This is a genomic window from Leisingera sp. ANG-M7, from assembly GCF_000813965.1.
Classification (GTDB): Bacteria; Pseudomonadota; Alphaproteobacteria; order Rhodobacterales; family Rhodobacteraceae; genus Leisingera.
This window is the reverse complement of the sequence record NZ_JWLI01000006.1, coordinates 213578-227677: the sequence shown is the minus strand read 5'-3', so window position 1 is coordinate 227677 and position 14100 is coordinate 213578. Positions and strand designations below refer to the sequence as shown.

The 14100-nt window shown below is 61.4% G+C and carries 16 protein-coding genes; 11 read left to right on the top strand and 5 right to left on the bottom strand.

Annotated elements, in window-relative coordinates:
* Nucleotides 1-93: 93 nt before the first annotated feature.
* Both RA26_RS08470 and RA26_RS08465 read left to right on the top strand, forming a co-directional pair.
* Nucleotides 94-1326, top strand: a complete 1233-nt coding sequence (locus RA26_RS08470; RefSeq protein ID WP_039182636.1) for a bifunctional alpha/beta hydrolase/OsmC family protein — start codon at nucleotides 94-96, stop codon at nucleotides 1324-1326.
* Nucleotides 1327-1572: 246 nt separating this feature from the next.
* On the top strand, nucleotides 1573-1830 hold the full coding sequence (locus RA26_RS08465) for a DUF6455 family protein (RefSeq protein ID WP_039182633.1): 258 nt from the start codon (nucleotides 1573-1575) through the stop codon (nucleotides 1828-1830).
* A gap of 69 nt (nucleotides 1831-1899) precedes the next feature.
* Here the strand turns inward: RA26_RS08465 and RA26_RS08460 are convergent, their stop codons facing one another.
* Nucleotides 1900-2247: a hypothetical protein gene (locus tag RA26_RS08460; RefSeq protein ID WP_039182631.1), complete on the bottom strand. Its 348-nt coding sequence runs from the start codon at nucleotides 2245-2247 to the stop codon at nucleotides 1900-1902.
* An 86-nt stretch (nucleotides 2248-2333) separates the two neighbouring features.
* Here RA26_RS08460 and purB point away from each other — a divergent pair, with 86 nt between their 5' ends.
* From purB to RA26_RS08435, 5 genes are all read left to right on the top strand, one after another.
* Nucleotides 2334-3638, top strand: a complete 1305-nt coding sequence (gene purB, locus RA26_RS08455; RefSeq protein WP_039182628.1) for an adenylosuccinate lyase — start codon at nucleotides 2334-2336, stop codon at nucleotides 3636-3638.
* Nucleotides 3639-3719: 81 nt separating this feature from the next.
* Nucleotides 3720-4742, top strand: a complete 1023-nt coding sequence (locus tag RA26_RS08450) for a phosphotransferase family protein (RefSeq protein WP_082015787.1) — start codon at nucleotides 3720-3722, stop codon at nucleotides 4740-4742.
* Between the two features lie 99 nt (nucleotides 4743-4841).
* The gene (locus tag RA26_RS08445) at nucleotides 4842-5375 is read left to right on the top strand and encodes a tetratricopeptide repeat protein (protein ID WP_039182621.1); all 534 of its coding nucleotides are present in this window, start codon (nucleotides 4842-4844) and stop codon (nucleotides 5373-5375) included.
* A gap of 76 nt (nucleotides 5376-5451) precedes the next feature.
* A complete protein-coding gene (locus tag RA26_RS08440; RefSeq protein WP_039182620.1) occupies nucleotides 5452-6630 on the top strand; it encodes a flagellar motor switch protein FliG in 1179 nt (392 codons plus the stop codon).
* Between the two features lie 161 nt (nucleotides 6631-6791).
* Nucleotides 6792-7724 carry a lysophospholipid acyltransferase family protein gene (locus RA26_RS08435; protein WP_039182617.1) on the top strand — a complete coding sequence of 311 codons (933 nt, stop codon included), beginning with the start codon at nucleotides 6792-6794 and terminating at the stop codon, nucleotides 7722-7724.
* Between the two features lie 9 nt (nucleotides 7725-7733).
* On the opposite strand, the gene RA26_RS08430 is transcribed toward RA26_RS08435, so the two are convergent.
* Entirely contained in the window at nucleotides 7734-8435 is a 702-nt protein-coding gene (locus RA26_RS08430) for a DUF1223 domain-containing protein (RefSeq protein WP_039182615.1), read from the bottom strand.
* Between the two features lie 223 nt (nucleotides 8436-8658).
* Between RA26_RS08430 and acnA the strand changes: the two genes are divergently transcribed.
* From acnA to RA26_RS08410, 4 genes are all read left to right on the top strand, one after another.
* Entirely contained in the window at nucleotides 8659-11346 is a 2688-nt protein-coding gene (acnA, locus tag RA26_RS08425; RefSeq protein WP_039182612.1) for an aconitate hydratase AcnA, read from the top strand.
* A 328-nt stretch (nucleotides 11347-11674) separates the two neighbouring features.
* Entirely contained in the window at nucleotides 11675-11884 is a 210-nt protein-coding gene (locus tag RA26_RS08420) for a hypothetical protein (protein WP_241482610.1), read from the top strand.
* 71 nt (nucleotides 11885-11955) lie between these two features.
* On the top strand, nucleotides 11956-12294 hold the full coding sequence (locus RA26_RS08415) for a DOPA 4,5-dioxygenase family protein (protein ID WP_039182606.1): 339 nt from the start codon (nucleotides 11956-11958) through the stop codon (nucleotides 12292-12294).
* Nucleotides 12291-12683 (top strand): putative quinol monooxygenase, encoded by a 393-nt coding sequence (locus tag RA26_RS08410; RefSeq protein WP_241482609.1) that lies wholly within the window; start codon nucleotides 12291-12293, stop codon nucleotides 12681-12683. The genes RA26_RS08415 and RA26_RS08410 overlap by 4 nt, the downstream gene beginning before the upstream one ends.
* Here RA26_RS08410 and RA26_RS08405 read toward each other — a convergent pair.
* The 3 genes from RA26_RS08405 to RA26_RS08395 are packed head-to-tail and all read right to left on the bottom strand — an operon-like array spanning nucleotide 12677 to nucleotide 14095.
* Nucleotides 12677-13216 carry a DsbE family thiol:disulfide interchange protein gene (locus tag RA26_RS08405; RefSeq protein ID WP_039182600.1) on the bottom strand — a complete coding sequence of 180 codons (540 nt, stop codon included), beginning with the start codon at nucleotides 13214-13216 and terminating at the stop codon, nucleotides 12677-12679. The genes RA26_RS08410 and RA26_RS08405 overlap by 7 nt on opposite strands.
* Nucleotides 13209-13364: a heme exporter protein CcmD gene (ccmD, locus tag RA26_RS08400; RefSeq protein ID WP_039183389.1), complete on the bottom strand. Its 156-nt coding sequence runs from the start codon at nucleotides 13362-13364 to the stop codon at nucleotides 13209-13211. The genes RA26_RS08405 and ccmD overlap by 8 nt, the downstream gene beginning before the upstream one ends.
* On the bottom strand, nucleotides 13364-14095 hold the full coding sequence (locus RA26_RS08395) for a heme ABC transporter permease (protein WP_039182598.1): 732 nt from the start codon (nucleotides 14093-14095) through the stop codon (nucleotides 13364-13366). The genes ccmD and RA26_RS08395 overlap by 1 nt, the downstream gene beginning before the upstream one ends.
* Nucleotides 14096-14100: the final 5 nt, after the last annotated feature.

The following is a 14100-nucleotide window of genomic DNA, read 5'->3' as shown; positions in this document are numbered from 1 at the left end:
GCCTTCACCTTCCCGTGACGTTCCGGCCTGTCGCCTTGTTAGTGGCCATCCAAGCGCTCAATCTATGCGGAACACCTAACAAAGGCCACGCCCATGCCCACGGAACGGATCACCTTCACCGGCCACGCCGGAAACACCCTTGCTGCCCGCCTCGACCTGCCGGAGGGCCCGGTACTGGCCACTGCGCTGTTTGCCCATTGCTTCACCTGCTCCAAAGATATTCCGGCAGCGCGGCGGATTGCCGGACGGCTGGCGGCGATGGGGATTGCGGTTTTGCGGTTCGATTTCACCGGGCTGGGCCATTCGGAAGGCGAGTTTGAAAACACCACCTTCAGCTCCAACGTTGCGGATCTGATCAAGGCAGCGCAGTACCTGGCCGCGCGCAGCATGGCACCTGCGCTGCTGATCGGCCATTCGCTGGGCGGTGCTGCGGTGCTGCGGGCGCGGGCGGGCATCCCTTCGGTCAAAGGCGTGGTGACGCTGGGGGCGCCGTTTGATCCGGGCCATGTCTCTCACCACTTCGATGCCGCACTGCCGGAGATTGAGGCACAAGGCCGCGCCGAGGTCTGCCTGGGCGGGCGGCCGTTTGTGATCGGCAAGGAATTTGTCGACGATATCCACGCTGAGGCGCTGGCGCCTGCGATTGCGGAGCTGAAGGCCGCGCTGCTGGTGCTGCACGCACCAAGGGACGAGACCGTGAGCATCGACAATGCCGCGTCGATCTTCACCGCCGCCAAGCACCCCAAGAGCTTTGTCACTTTGGATGACGCCGACCACCTGATCTCGCGCCCCGCGGATGCCGAATACGCGGCAGAAGTCATTGCCGCCTGGGCCGGGCGTTATGTCAAAATGGCGCCGCCCGCGCCGCCGCCCGGTGCGCCGGAAGGCGTTCTGCGGGTGACGGAAGCGGATCCGGAGGGGTTCCTTCAGGACGTGCAGTCCGGCCCCTATCACCACGCTTTTGCAGATGAGCCGCTGGCCTATGGCGGCACCAACCGCGGCATGTCGCCATATGGTTTCGTGGCGGCAGGCCTTGGCGCCTGCACCTCGATGACGCTCAGGATGTATGCCCGCCGCAAGGGCTGGCCGCTGGAGGGGATCAGCGTTGATGTGTGCCATGACAAGGTGCATGCGCAGGATGCCTTGCCGTCGGGGCCTGCCAAGATCGATCAGTTCACCCGGGTGGTGCGCCTTTGCGGCCCTCTAAGCGACGACCAGCGCGCGCGGCTGCTGGAAATCGCCGACAAATGCCCTGTGCACCGGACGCTGGAAAGCGGCGCCAAGGTGGTGACACGGCTAGAGGCCGCAGAGCAGCCCGCGATCTGACATACCGGACCGCCGGCGGGCCTCCCGCGCCCGAACGGTGCAGGAAACCTGCCCCATCAGCGGCCTTGGGCCCGGCACCGCTCCATGCGCGGTGCCGGGCCCAACGTCGGTAGGTCTTCGCACGAAGACCGCAGCGCGGGCGGGAGGATCTGACTGCTGCTGAATTTGCGCCACATCAAAGTTCCGCCCCGCGTTCCCCTTCATGCTGTGTCCACCCTGGCGGCTGCCGGGCATGGGAGGAGATACATGGGACTTTTTGCAAAACTCGGGCGCAGCAGCGATCTGGTGCAGGGCATGGCCAGCCGTCTCGGCATCGACTATGGCGAAATCGTCGCCGCTGATCCGCAAGCCCAAGGCCAGAAGTACATGCGCGCGGTCCTGCGCTGCAGCACCTGCCGCAATCAGGACGGCTGCAGTGACTTGCAGCGGGAGACAACAGAGCTGCCGGAGGCGCCGTCCTACTGCCGCAACGCGCAGCTGCTGGCGCATTTGCGGGGCAGCTGACCCCGCACAGAAGGCCGCCCGCTGCCGCTGCGCCCCCCCTGTTTGCAGGGCGCGGATCTGCGCGCCGGCTCACTCCGCTGTCTCAGCATACCGGCCAGTGGTGATGTCACCGCCTTCGCCGATAAACCGGATGGCTTCGCCGTCACTTTCCAGCGCATAACAGGCCCACAGGTCAGAGGGCGGCCAGGTGGAACAGTATTTGCCGTCCCGAACGCCCCAGTAGCCCCAACTGTCATGGCCTGCATTGTATAGCGTTCGGCCAGAGGCACGGAATTCCTGCCAGGCACCGCTGCCGTAAACCAGCCTGCGGCCTTCCAGCGCCGCCTGCACCTCATCGCCGTTCAGTTCCCGCCATCCGCCGCCCCAAACCGGCGAAACGGTGCATGATAACGCAATCATCAGGGCAAACTGCCTCATGGCCCTCTCCCAGCCTTGCTGTCCTGTCTCTGCTGATCTAAGAGGCCGGGCATCTGCTGCGCAATCACATAAAGGTGCCTTCGCCCATGATCCCCCGCTATTCCCGCCCCGAGATGGTCGCAATCTGGTCGCCCGAGACCAAATTCAAGATCTGGTACGAGATCGAGGCGCATGCCTGCGAAGCCATGGCCAACCTCGGCGTGATCCCGCGCGAAAACGCCGACGCGGTGTGGAAAGCCAAGGACGTGGACTTCGACGTCGCCCGCATCGACGAGATCGAAGCCGTCACCAAGCATGACGTCATCGCCTTCCTGACCCACCTGGCGGAGCATGTCGGCTCCGAGGAAGCCCGTTTCGTGCACCAGGGCATGACGTCTTCGGACGTGCTGGACACCTGCCTGAACGTACAGCTGGTGCGCGCCGCCGACATTCTGCTCGATGGCATGGACAAGGTGCTGGCGGCGCTGAAGAAACGCGCGCTGGAGCACAAGAACACCGTGCGCGTCGGCCGCAGCCACGGCATCCACGCCGAGCCGACCACCATGGGCCTGACCTTTGCCCGCTTCTATGCGGAGATGGACCGCAACAAGAACCGCCTGGAAAAGGCCCGCTGGGAAGTCGCCACCGGCGCAATCTCCGGCGCGGTCGGCACCTTTGCCAACATCGATCCGGCGGTTGAAGAGCACGTCTGCGAGCAGCTGGGCCTGCGCCCGGAACCGATCTCCACCCAGGTGATCCCGCGCGACCGCCACGCAATGTTCTTCGCTACTCTGGGCGTCATTGCCTCGTCGATCGAGAACGTTGCCGTGGAAATCCGCCACATGCAGCGCACCGAGGTGCTGGAAGGCGCGGAATTCTTCTCGATGGGCCAGAAGGGCTCCTCGGCGATGCCGCACAAGAAGAACCCGGTGCTGACCGAGAACCTGACCGGCCTTGCCCGTCTGGTGCGCATGGCGGTGATCCCCGCGATGGAGAACGTGGCGCTGTGGCATGAGCGCGACATCTCCCACTCCTCCGTTGAGCGCGGCATCGGTCCGGATACGACCATCACCCTCGATTTTGCCCTGCACCGCCTGGCTGGTGTTGTCGACAAGATGCTGGTGTTCCCGGAGAACATGCTGGACAACATGAACAAATTCCCCGGCCTGGTGATGTCGCAGCGGGTGCTGCTGGCGCTGACCCAGGCAGGCGTCAGCCGCGAGGACGCCTACTCCATGGTGCAGCGCAACGCCCTGAAGGTTTGGGAAGAACGCGTCGATTTCCGTGAGCTGCTGCTGGCGGATGCAGATGTGGTTGCGGCGTTGGGTGAAGAAGCGATCAACGAGAAATTCGACATGGGCTACCACACCAAGCATGTCGACACGATCTTCAAGCGCGTTTTCGGCGAGTAAGCCGGCCAAAGCCAAGGACTTACAGCACGCCCCGTCAGCTTGACGGGGCGTTTTTCGTTCTGGTTTCACCCTTTAGCTGTTATGAGTTTGGGCAAAACGTTCTCTTTTCAGGCCTGCACAGTTCCCGCAATGCTACTCTTTGCTGAATACGACGAAGCCCTTCTGCAAAGCCATGTGGAAGAATTTCAGGCCGCGGCCGGAGTTGCGGGAACTTTCAGCGTGAACTGCATTCACAAGGCGCGGGATCCGGGTCGGGATCAGATGGTTTTCGCCCTGATGCACGAAACCGGCAGAACGCTTGTGCTGAAAAAGGACTTCCAGGCCGGTAAAAGCTGGATCGAACGGGAATACCGCTTGTTCGAAAAACTTCAGCCGCACTTTGAGTCCTCGGGAAAGAACCGCATAGTCACTCCCGTCTACTTGGCTGCTGACAAAAGCTTTCACATCACGGAATTCGCGGAAGGCCGGACGGCAACCGACATTCTTCTCACGCCTAGCTCCCCGGCACAGGTCAACCAAGTGTTCCGAAGGGCTGGCGCCTGGCTTCACCACCTGCATAGCTTCTCTCCAGAAGAGCCCGAAAAAATCTGGATGCAATGGGTTTTTGATGAGCTGGAAAGGGCGGCGGCAGACCACGCTGTGATCTCTCAGGAGCACTACGCCCGTTACACTTCGCAGTTGCTGGATCAATCCCGAAGCTTGCAGGGCAGCCCCTGCCCGCGCGTTTTTTCGCACGGCGACTTTCACAGCGACAATCTGATCCTCGGCAGCGGTATTGCCCGCGGCCTGGACCTCGCCTATGCCAAGCACAAGCCCGCAATTTATGACGTTGCAGACTTTCTTGCCAGCGATATCACAACCCAGGCCGAACGTGCTGAGATTGGTCCCGGAGGCGTTCGACGGGCCAGTACCGAGTTTTTTTTCAAGACATACCGGCGCTCGTTCAGTGCTTCCATTCTGAACTTCCACCTACGGGCCAGGCTGCTATTGAAGCTGGCCCATATTCGGGTTTCAGAGGTTGAGGAAAACCCAAGGGCCCGCAAAAGATTTGCCATTCTGCTTGCACGGCTGGAAGAAGCGTTTTCCCAGCCTCTTGACGGGTGATCCTGCCACCGGGGCAAACGCCTTTGTGAACAAAAATACAGATCCAAACCGTGGTTCTGTGGCTAAACTGGCCCGGACATTGCATTTGGAGTGCTTAAGATGCGCATTTTCGCCCTGGCCGCCGCCTTGATCCTGCCTGTCGCTGCCCTTGCCGCCAGCGGCAACGACTGGAACCCGCCAAAACCCTCCGAGACTACCAAGACTTGCAAAGGCAAGCGGGTGTGGGACGAGGAAAAGAAACGCTGCGTGCGGCCGAGGAAGTCTTCGCTGAACCAGGAGGGGTTATTGGATGCGGCCCGGGAACTGGCCTATGCAGGACGCCAGGAAGACGCCCAGGCGGTACTGAGCGCAATGGCAGATCAGGAGGACAGCATGGTGCTGACCTACTGGGGTTTCACCCATCGCAAGCTCGGCAACCAGGAACTGGCGCAGGCCTTTTATGATCAGGCGCTGGCACAAGACCCCGACAACATCCTGGCGCGTTCCTACATGGGCCAAGGCTTTGTCGAACAGGGAAAATACGGCGCAGCGCTTGCCCAATGGAAGGAAATCCGCGCCCGTGGCGGCGACGGCAGCTGGGCGGAGGCCTCTTTGCGTAGTGCGCTGGAGACGGGCACCTCCTACAGCTACTAGGCTTCAGCCTTTCTTTACGGCTTGCGGCCTATCCTGCCCCTGAATGATTGAGAAGAATCTTTTCTAGGGTGCGAGAATGCCTCAAGACGATATGCTGGCGCTTCCGATGGATCTGGGCGGGGGCGACATGGGCGGAATGGGCGGAATGGACATGGGCGATTTCGCCGCTCCGGCGCCTTTGGGCGGCTTGGATGCAGGCGGCATGGGCGGAGGTGCGCTCGCAAGTCCTGCAGCGGCGTCTGGCCTCAGCGGCAAGGCCAAGGCCGCCATCATCGTCCGGTTGCTGCTGAACGAGGGCGCCGAAATCCCTCTGGAGGAACTGCCCGACGATCTGCAGCTGGAACTTACCCAGCAGATGGGCCGGATGCGGATTGTCGACCGGGAAACGCTGAATTCAGTTGCAGGTGAATTTGCCGATTTGCTGGACAACGTCGGCCTGCATTTTCCCAACGGCCTGGCTGGCGCCTTGAGTGCGATGGAAGGCAAGATCAGCCGTCATACCCACACCCGCCTGCGCCGCGAGGCCGGGGTGCGCCAGTTCGGCGACCCCTGGGAGCGGCTGAAGCAGCTGCCGCCTGAGGATCTGGCTGAACTGGCCCAAGCCGAAAGCACCGAGGTGGCCGCCGTGCTATTGTCCAAATTGGATACCGCGAAGGCAGCCCAGTTGCTGATCCATCTGCCAGGGCCGGTAGCCCGCCGCATTACCTATGCAGTCAGCCAGACCGCCAATGTGACGCCGGACACAGTGGACCGCATCGGCCTGTCTCTGGCCGCCCAGGTCGAAGCGCGTCCAGATCTTGCGTTTGACCAAACACCTGGCCAGCGCCTGGGCGCCGTCCTGACCGAGGCAGCCGCAGCCAAGCGAGATGAGGTGCTGACAGCACTGGACGAGGAAGACGAGGAGTTTGCAGTGTCGGTGCGCAAGGCAATCTTTACCTATGCACTGGTCTCCGAACGGATGAAACCGCTGGACGTGCCCAAGCTGATCCGGGTCCTGTCCCAGCCGGATCTGGTGACCGCCATTGCCTTTGCCACCGACGAGGAGGATGTCGCAACCTCCGAGTTTCTGCTCAAGAACATGTCGAGCCGGATGGCCGACAACATCCGCGAAGAAGTGGCAGAGCGCGGCAAGGTCAAGCGCAGCGATGGCGAGGCTGCCTACAGCCTGATTATCAGCGCCATGCGCGATCTGGTTGCCACCGGCGAGATTGAACTCAAGTCACTCGAGGAAGATGAAGAGCAAGAGGGCGGCTGACACCCATCAGGCGGACTTGCCGAAAAGCGCTAAATGAGGAGCCGGCTTCCCGCCGCAGCCGCCGTGCCGCATCACATTCGCGAGCTGCTTGTACCCGGTGCCGCTGCTGCGTATGATGCAAGCTTCCGGGCGCAGTTCCGCGCCGCAGATATCCAGACGCCATGCCCGCAGATCCTTCCGAGCTCTCCACCTGGAGCCATGTCAAATATTTTGGCAGCAACCTGTTCCTGCGCGGCCTTCTGCTGGGCGCCGGGCTGGTGCCCTATCGCTTGCGGGTTCCGATGATGGGGCGTCTGGTCACTGCCATGGGCCGGCTGGCGCGCTTTGACAAGCGTGTGCGCGACAACCTGAAACTTGTCAGTCCGGAGCTGTCGGACCTGGACCCGGCAGACCTGTACCGCGACGTCAGCGACAACGCAGGCCGGATGATTGCGGAAATCTACGCAGGCAAACCTTTTCACGAACGGGCCAGGTCCGCGCCTATCACCGGCCCTGGCCTGCAGGCCCTGGAAACGGCCCGGGCTGAAGGCCGGCCGGTGCTGCTGGCGACCGCCCATTTCGGCAACTATGACGCAGCCCGCGCTGCGCTTGTGGCCCGAGGCCACCAGATGGGCGCCCTGTACCGCCGGATGGCTAACCCGTATTTCAACGAGCACTATGTTGACGCCATCAAGCAGAACGGCGAGCCGATGTTCGAACAGGGCAAGCGCGGCATGGTGGAGCTGGTGCGCCACCTGAAAAAAGGCGGCATCGCAGCCATTGTCACTGATCTGCATGCACAGGGCGGCCAGCTGGTCGATTTCTTCGGCAAACCGGCTGTCACCTCCACCGTGCCCGCGGAACTGGCACTGAAATTCGGCGCTGCGCTGATCCCGGTCTATGCCGTACGGCAGGAGAACGGGCTGGATTTCGAGATCGTGATGAATGCCGAGGTGCCGCCGTCAGATCCGCTGACCATGACCAAGGCTCTGAGCGCGGATTTGGAATCGATTGTCCGGAAGCACACCGGGCAATGGTTCTGGATTCACCGCCGATGGAAACCATATGTGCCGGTCGGTAAGGCAGCCCGGCAGGCGGATAGCCCGGTGGACTGAAGCGAGTGCTCAATCCGTCCGTGCCGCTGCGATGATCTTGCCGAAGGGTGCTGCTTGGACCAGAACCGCGGCGGGATTGCTGCCCGGCGCGGGAACAGACATCTCCAGACTGCCGGCACCGTCCCAATTTGCCGCGACCTGCCAGTCCTCCACCACATTGGCGTAAGTGAAGGATTTGCCCGCCAGCTCACCCCGGGTAATGCTGACCTTGCGCTGCGGAGTGAACCTCACCAGCTGCACAAGAAAGGGTCCGGAGTCCATTTGCACCCGCGGTTCCAGCCGGATCACCAGGTCCCCGTCTTCCCGGCTGACGCTCAGCGATACCGGGCGCGGCGTTTTCTGGTGCCGGGCAATGGCATTTTCAACCGCCAGCGCATCAGCGCCGACCACGTCGTCCTGCCCCATAATTATCATCTGCGGGGTATAAATCATCCGCCGCCCGCCTGCATGGGCATACCCCTTTTGCCGCTTGGTGTGTGACGGATCGGCGAACTTGTCCTTCCAACCGATGTAGTCCCAGTAATCCACGTGCAGCGCCAGCGGCAGAACATCCTGCCGCGCCGCAAGCTCATGCAGCAGCGCGTCAGCGGGCGGGCAGGACGAACAGCCCTGCGAGGTATAGAGTTCAACCACAACAGGCTCATCTGCGGATTGGCCGTAAACCGGCATGGCAAAGCCCAGCATGGCAACGATCGGTAGCAGGAATTTCATGAATCGCCTTCTCTGTGTGTCAGGCATCAGGTCTAAAGACTTGCCTGCAAACAGGCCAATCAATCATTTTTGAGGGCGGCATGAGGCGTTGCCTCGCGAAAAATGTGTACAATCGCATACAAAAGTGCCGCCTGCGGCGTTTGGGCTATTGAATGCTTCATCTTCCTCATGCATTTAGCAGGCAGCGAATTCCCGGATTTCAAATTCTTGAGGGAGGCCAACCATGCCTATCACCGTCGGACAGGACAATGCCAAGGCGCGCAAAACACTCAGCGTCAACGGCAAGTCGATCTCCTATTACTCTATCCCCGCGGCCACTGAGGCCGGCTTTGGCGACTTTTCAAAGCTGCCCGCCGCGCTGAAAGTTGTGCTGGAAAACATGCTGCGGTTCGAGGATGGCGGCTTCTCCGTCTCCACCGATGACATCAAGGCTTTTGCCGAATGGGGCGCCAACGGCGGCAAGAACCCGCGTGAGATCGCCTACCGCCCTGCCCGCGTGCTAATGCAGGATTTCACCGGCGTTCCCGCCGTTGTCGATCTGGCCGCCATGCGCGACGGCATCGTCGGCCTGAAAGGCTCGGCTGCCAAGATCAACCCGCTGGTCCCCGTTGACCTGGTGATCGACCACTCGGTGATGATCGACGAGTTCGGCAACCCGCGCGCGTTCCAGATGAACGTGGACCGCGAGTACGAGCGCAACATGGAGCGTTACCAGTTCCTGAAATGGGGCCAGAACGCGTTCAACAACTTCCGCGTTGTGCCGCCGGGCACCGGCATCTGCCACCAGGTGAACCTGGAATACCTGGCGCAGACCGTCTGGACCGACACCGACCAGAACGGCGAGGAAGTCGCCTATCCGGACACCCTGGTCGGCACCGACTCGCACACCACCATGGTCAACGGCGCCGCGGTGCTGGGCTGGGGCGTTGGCGGCATCGAGGCCGAAGCGGCGATGCTGGGCCAGCCGATCTCCATGCTGATTCCCGAGGTCATCGGCTTTGAACTGACCGGCGAGATGGTCGAAGGCACCACCGGCACCGACCTGGTTCTGAAGGTTGTGGAAATGCTGCGCGCGAAAGGCGTCGTGGGCAAGTTCGTGGAATTCTACGGCGAAGGCCTGGACCGCCTGCCGCTGGCAGACCGTGCCACCATCGCTAACATGGCACCTGAATACGGCGCAACCTGCGGCTTCTTCCCGATCGACGACGAAACCCTGCGCTACCTGCGCAACACCGGCCGTGACGAGGACCGCATCGCACTGGTCGAAGCCTACGCCAAGGAGAACGGCTTCTGGCGCGGCGCCGACTATGCGCCGGTCTACACGGACACCCTGTCGCTGGACATGAGCAGCATCGTTCCGGCCATCTCCGGCCCGAAACGCCCGCAGGACTATGTGCCGCTGACCAACGCCAAGGCCGCCTTCCGCCAGGAGATGGAAGAGACTTTCAAGCGTCCGATGGGCAAGGAAGTCGCCGTCAAGGGCGAAGATTACACCATGGAGTCCGGTAAGGTCGTGATCGCCTCGATCACTTCCTGCACCAACACCTCCAACCCCTATGTGATGATCGGCGCGGGTCTGGTTGCGCGCAAGGCGGCCGCCCTGGGCCTCGACCGCAAGCCCTGGGTCAAGACCTCGCTGGCACCCGGTTCGCAGGTTGTTTCCGCCTATCTGGAGGCCGCAGGGCTGCAGGAGGATCTGGACAAGGTCGGCTTCAACCTGGTGGGCTATGGCTGCACCACCTGTATCGGCAACTCCGGCCCGATCCAGCAGGAGATTTCCGAGGCGATTGCCGAAGGCGATCTGGTGGCAACTTCGGTCCTGTCGGGCAACCGCAACTTCGAAGGCCGCATCAGCCCCGATGTGCGCGCCAACTACCTGGCCTCGCCGCCGCTGGTCGTGGCCTATGCGCTGGCCGGCACCATGGACATCAACCTGGCCTCCGACCCGATTGCGCAGGATAAGGACGGCAACGACGTCTACCTGAAGGACATCTGGCCCTCGACCCAGGAAGTTGCGGAGCTGGTCGAACAAACCGTCACCCGCGAAGCGTTCCAGTCGAAATACGCCGACGTCTTCAAGGGCGATGAGAAGTGGCAGGCGGTAGAAACCACCGATGCGGAAACCTATGACTGGCCCGCAACCTCGACCTACATCCAGAACCCGCCCTACTTCCAGGGCATGGGCACGGAGCCGGGCACCATCTCGAACATCGAGGGCGCCAAGGTTCTGGCGGTTCTGGGCGATATGGTCACCACTGACCACATCTCCCCCGCCGGTTCCTTTGCCACCACCACTCCGGCAGGCCAGTACCTGCTGGAGCGTCAGGTGCAGCCGCGTGAGTTCAACTCCTACGGCTCCCGCCGCGGCAACCACGAGATCATGATGCGCGGCACCTTTGCCAATATCCGCATCAAGAACGAGATGCTGGACGGCGTCGAAGGCGGCTACACCAAAGGCCCCGACGGCGAGCAGACCTCTATCTACGAAGCCTCGATGGCGCATCAGGCCAACGGCACCCCGCTGGTGGTGTTCGGCGGTGAACAGTACGGCGCGGGCTCCTCGCGCGACTGGGCGGCCAAGGGCACTGCACTGCTGGGCGTCAAGGCTGTGATCGCCGAGTCGTTCGAACGGATCCACCGTTCCAACCTGGTTGGCATGGGCGTGATCCCGTTCGAGTTCACCGCAGGCGACACCCGCAAGTCGCTGGGCCTGACTGGCGAGGAAACCGTCTCCATCAGCGGCCTGGACACCATCCAGCCGCTGCAGGAAGTGCCCTGCTCGATCACCTTTGCCGACGGTTCGGTGAAAGAGATCACCCTGAAATGCCGCATCGATACCGCGCCGGAGATCGAATACATCGAACACGGCGGCGTGCTGCACTACGTGCTGCGCAACCTGGCCAAGTCGTAAGGCCTGCCAGATCTGAGCTATTGGACATGCACCCTGCGGGGTGCATGTTTTTTTCTGCCCTGTTTAAAAAAGCCCGCAGCCTGCACCGGGCAAGCCAGCAAGTTAATCACAGGACAAAGTGTATCCTGTATACACTTATTGGATGAATCACCGGAGGCTTTTACCGGCTGTACCGTTCAGTTTACCTGTGCAAATATTTATTCAAAATACATGTTAAGAACCCGCGCGGTTCGCTGAAAGGCTGGACGCCCTTATGAAAGAGGCCGCTTTTGCAATCGTTTACCCAGACATTGATACATTTGACGATCATGCAGAAGCCGTTCTGAAAATGCTCCCGGACACCCTGGCCTTCCCGGGTTGCCTGGAAGCGCACATCGGTGTGAACCACGACCGATTCGAAATTGCAGTCTTTCATTTGTGGGAGACTCCGGACCATTTGGAGCACTACCTGAACTGGCGGGCCGAACGCGGAGACCTGGACGCTCGGAGCGCTACCATGCGCAAAGAGCAGGACTTTCGCACCTACTCCGTTCCCTAGCAAACGGCTGCACAGAAACTGTTCGGATCCGCTGCCTTGCCTGCGGCTTTCTACATTGGGAGACTGCAACCATGAAACACACGGACAGCATCACCGGTTATCACGCCCATATCTATTTCGACCCTGCGACGGCGGACCAGGCCCGCAATCTGTGCCAGCAGGCTGCCGAGCGTTTCGGCGTCGAGATGGGGCGCGTGCACGAAAAGAACGTCGGCCCGCACCCCATGTGGTCTTGCCAGCTTGCCGCAACGCCGGAACAATTCACCGCGCTTCTTCCGTGGCTCGCGCTGAATCGGAACGGTCTGAAAGTATTTGCCCATCCCGAAACTGGCGACGAATTGGCTGATCACCGCGATCACGGGATCTGGCTGGGCGCAGGGCTGGACCTGGACCTGAGCATTTTCGAATGAACGCCGTCGCAAATTTACCGGAAATTTCAGGGTTGCTGGAAAACTACCGGAACTCACAAGATCCGGAGGCTTCAATGGCGGAAGCTATAGTTATTGGAATGCAACCCCGGCCCGGAAAGTTCGAAGAGCTGGCAATGCTTATAAAGCAGATGGTGGAAGAAGTCCGGAAACACGCCGGATGTCTGCAGGCAGAAGCCATGCTGTCCCCGGACCGGAACGAAATCGCCGTGTTTCAGCGGTGGGAAACCACAGAGGCCTTCAGCGAGTATCTGATCTGGCGGTCCAAGCAGGCCCACCTGGAACGAGTTTATGACCTGTCGGCCGATGAACCAGAGTTCAGCAGCTTCACGCTGATCACCCCGCCGGCCACTTCGCCCACCGCTTACTGAGCTGCGGCCCTCTCCATTGCCGGGCGCAGGGTGCTGTCGATCACCCGCTGGGTGATTGGCCCGGCAAACCGCAGCACAATCTTGCCGTTGCCATCCACGACATAAGTTTCGGGCACACCGTAAAGACCCCAGTCAATTGCCATGCGGCCCTTCTCGTCCCGGCCAATCGCGGTATAGGGATCGCCCAGCTCATTCAGGAAGGCCTCAGCATTGGCCAGTTTATCCTTGTAGTTGATGCCGTAGACCGGGATGCCTTCCTCGGACAGCGCCTCAAGGTTCGGATGCTCAGCCCGGCAGGGCGCGCACCAGCTGGCCCAGTAGTTCACCAGCTTCACGGTGCCGTCGCGCAAGGTTTCATCGCTGAACATTTCCTTGCCGGGAAATTCATCCAGCACCACCGGCGGTGCGGGCTGGCCTTCACGGGCAGACGGCAGGCTGTTGGGGTCCTCGCGGAACATGCCGACCAGCGCGAGGCCGACAAAACCTGCAAACACCACGCCGGGCACCGCCATCAAAGGAGAAATCTTAGCCATTGCGCTTCATCCGGGTTTCCAGGGTTTCCATCTCCCGGCGCACCTTTCGGCCGCGCAGGATCGTCAGCACCACCAGTGCAACCAGCAGCACCAGCGAGGCACCATAGGCCGATAGCACCGTGTCGGCGTATTTTCCAAGATCGGGCATCATGCCTCCAGCCGTTCACGCGCCATCAGTGCCTTGATGCGGCGGGCGCGGATTTCAGTTCCGGTGCGGTAAAGCACCAAGGCGAGGAACAAGAGAACAAAACCTGCCATGCAGACGTAGAGCGGCGAGGAGAAGGCATCATGCACGTTCTCCTTTTCATCAAGAGACAGCGACGCCCCCTGATGCAGCCCCTGGTTCCAGAAGTTCACCGCATAACGGCTGAGCACGGCAAAGACCGATCCCACCAGGCAGAGAATCGACGTGAGGTCGGCCGCGGTGTCCGGGTTGTCGATCGCCTCCCACAGGGCAATGTAGCCAAGGTAGAACAGGAACAGAACCAGAAAGGACGTCAGCCGCGGGTCCCAAGCCCACCAAGTGCCCCACATCGGCTGGCCCCAGATGGCACCGGTGATCAGGGCAATCACGGTCATGATCACGCCGACAGGGGCGGCGGCGCGGGCAGCCAATGCGCTGACATGGTGGCGGCGGATCACCCAGACCAGCGAGGCGACCAGCATCATGAACCAGGCGTTGATCGCCATCAGCGCCGAGGGCACATGCAGGAAGATGATCTTGACAGTGGAGCCCTGCCGGTAGTCATCAGGCGTAAAGAAAAATCCCCAGACAAGGCCAACGGTGATCAGCACCGCAGAGCTGATCCAGAGGGCCGGCATCACCTTCTCAGAGGTGGCCAGAAACTTCTTCGGGTTGGCGTATTCCCAGATCGACATGGTGG

Excerpts from the sequence above, each read along its gene's own strand:
- RA26_RS08470 (WP_039182636.1), top strand. The coding sequence starts at position 94 with ATGCCCACGGAACGGATCACCTTCACCGGCCACGCCGGAAACACCCTT.
- RA26_RS08465 (WP_039182633.1), top strand. The coding sequence starts at position 1,573 with ATGGGACTTTTTGCAAAACTCGGGCGCAGCAGCGATCTGGTGCAGGGC.
- RA26_RS08460 (WP_039182631.1), bottom strand. The coding sequence starts at position 2,247 with ATGAGGCAGTTTGCCCTGATGATTGCGTTATCATGCACCGTTTCGCCG.
- purB (WP_039182628.1), top strand. The coding sequence starts at position 2,334 with ATGATCCCCCGCTATTCCCGCCCCGAGATGGTCGCAATCTGGTCGCCC.
- RA26_RS08450 (WP_082015787.1), top strand. The coding sequence starts at position 3,720 with ATGAGTTTGGGCAAAACGTTCTCTTTTCAGGCCTGCACAGTTCCCGCA.
- RA26_RS08445 (WP_039182621.1), top strand. The coding sequence starts at position 4,842 with ATGCGCATTTTCGCCCTGGCCGCCGCCTTGATCCTGCCTGTCGCTGCC.
- RA26_RS08440 (WP_039182620.1), top strand. The coding sequence starts at position 5,452 with ATGCCTCAAGACGATATGCTGGCGCTTCCGATGGATCTGGGCGGGGGC.
- RA26_RS08435 (WP_039182617.1), top strand. The coding sequence starts at position 6,792 with ATGCCCGCAGATCCTTCCGAGCTCTCCACCTGGAGCCATGTCAAATAT.
- RA26_RS08430 (WP_039182615.1), bottom strand. The coding sequence starts at position 8,435 with ATGAAATTCCTGCTACCGATCGTTGCCATGCTGGGCTTTGCCATGCCG.
- acnA (WP_039182612.1), top strand. The coding sequence starts at position 8,659 with ATGCCTATCACCGTCGGACAGGACAATGCCAAGGCGCGCAAAACACTC.
- RA26_RS08420 (WP_241482610.1), top strand. The coding sequence starts at position 11,675 with ATGCTCCCGGACACCCTGGCCTTCCCGGGTTGCCTGGAAGCGCACATC.
- RA26_RS08415 (WP_039182606.1), top strand. The coding sequence starts at position 11,956 with ATGAAACACACGGACAGCATCACCGGTTATCACGCCCATATCTATTTC.
- RA26_RS08410 (WP_241482609.1), top strand. The coding sequence starts at position 12,291 with ATGAACGCCGTCGCAAATTTACCGGAAATTTCAGGGTTGCTGGAAAAC.
- RA26_RS08405 (WP_039182600.1), bottom strand. The coding sequence starts at position 13,216 with ATGGCTAAGATTTCTCCTTTGATGGCGGTGCCCGGCGTGGTGTTTGCA.
- ccmD (WP_039183389.1), bottom strand. The coding sequence starts at position 13,364 with ATGCCCGATCTTGGAAAATACGCCGACACGGTGCTATCGGCCTATGGT.
- RA26_RS08395 (WP_039182598.1), bottom strand. The coding sequence starts at position 14,095 with ATGTCGATCTGGGAATACGCCAACCCGAAGAAGTTTCTGGCCACCTCT.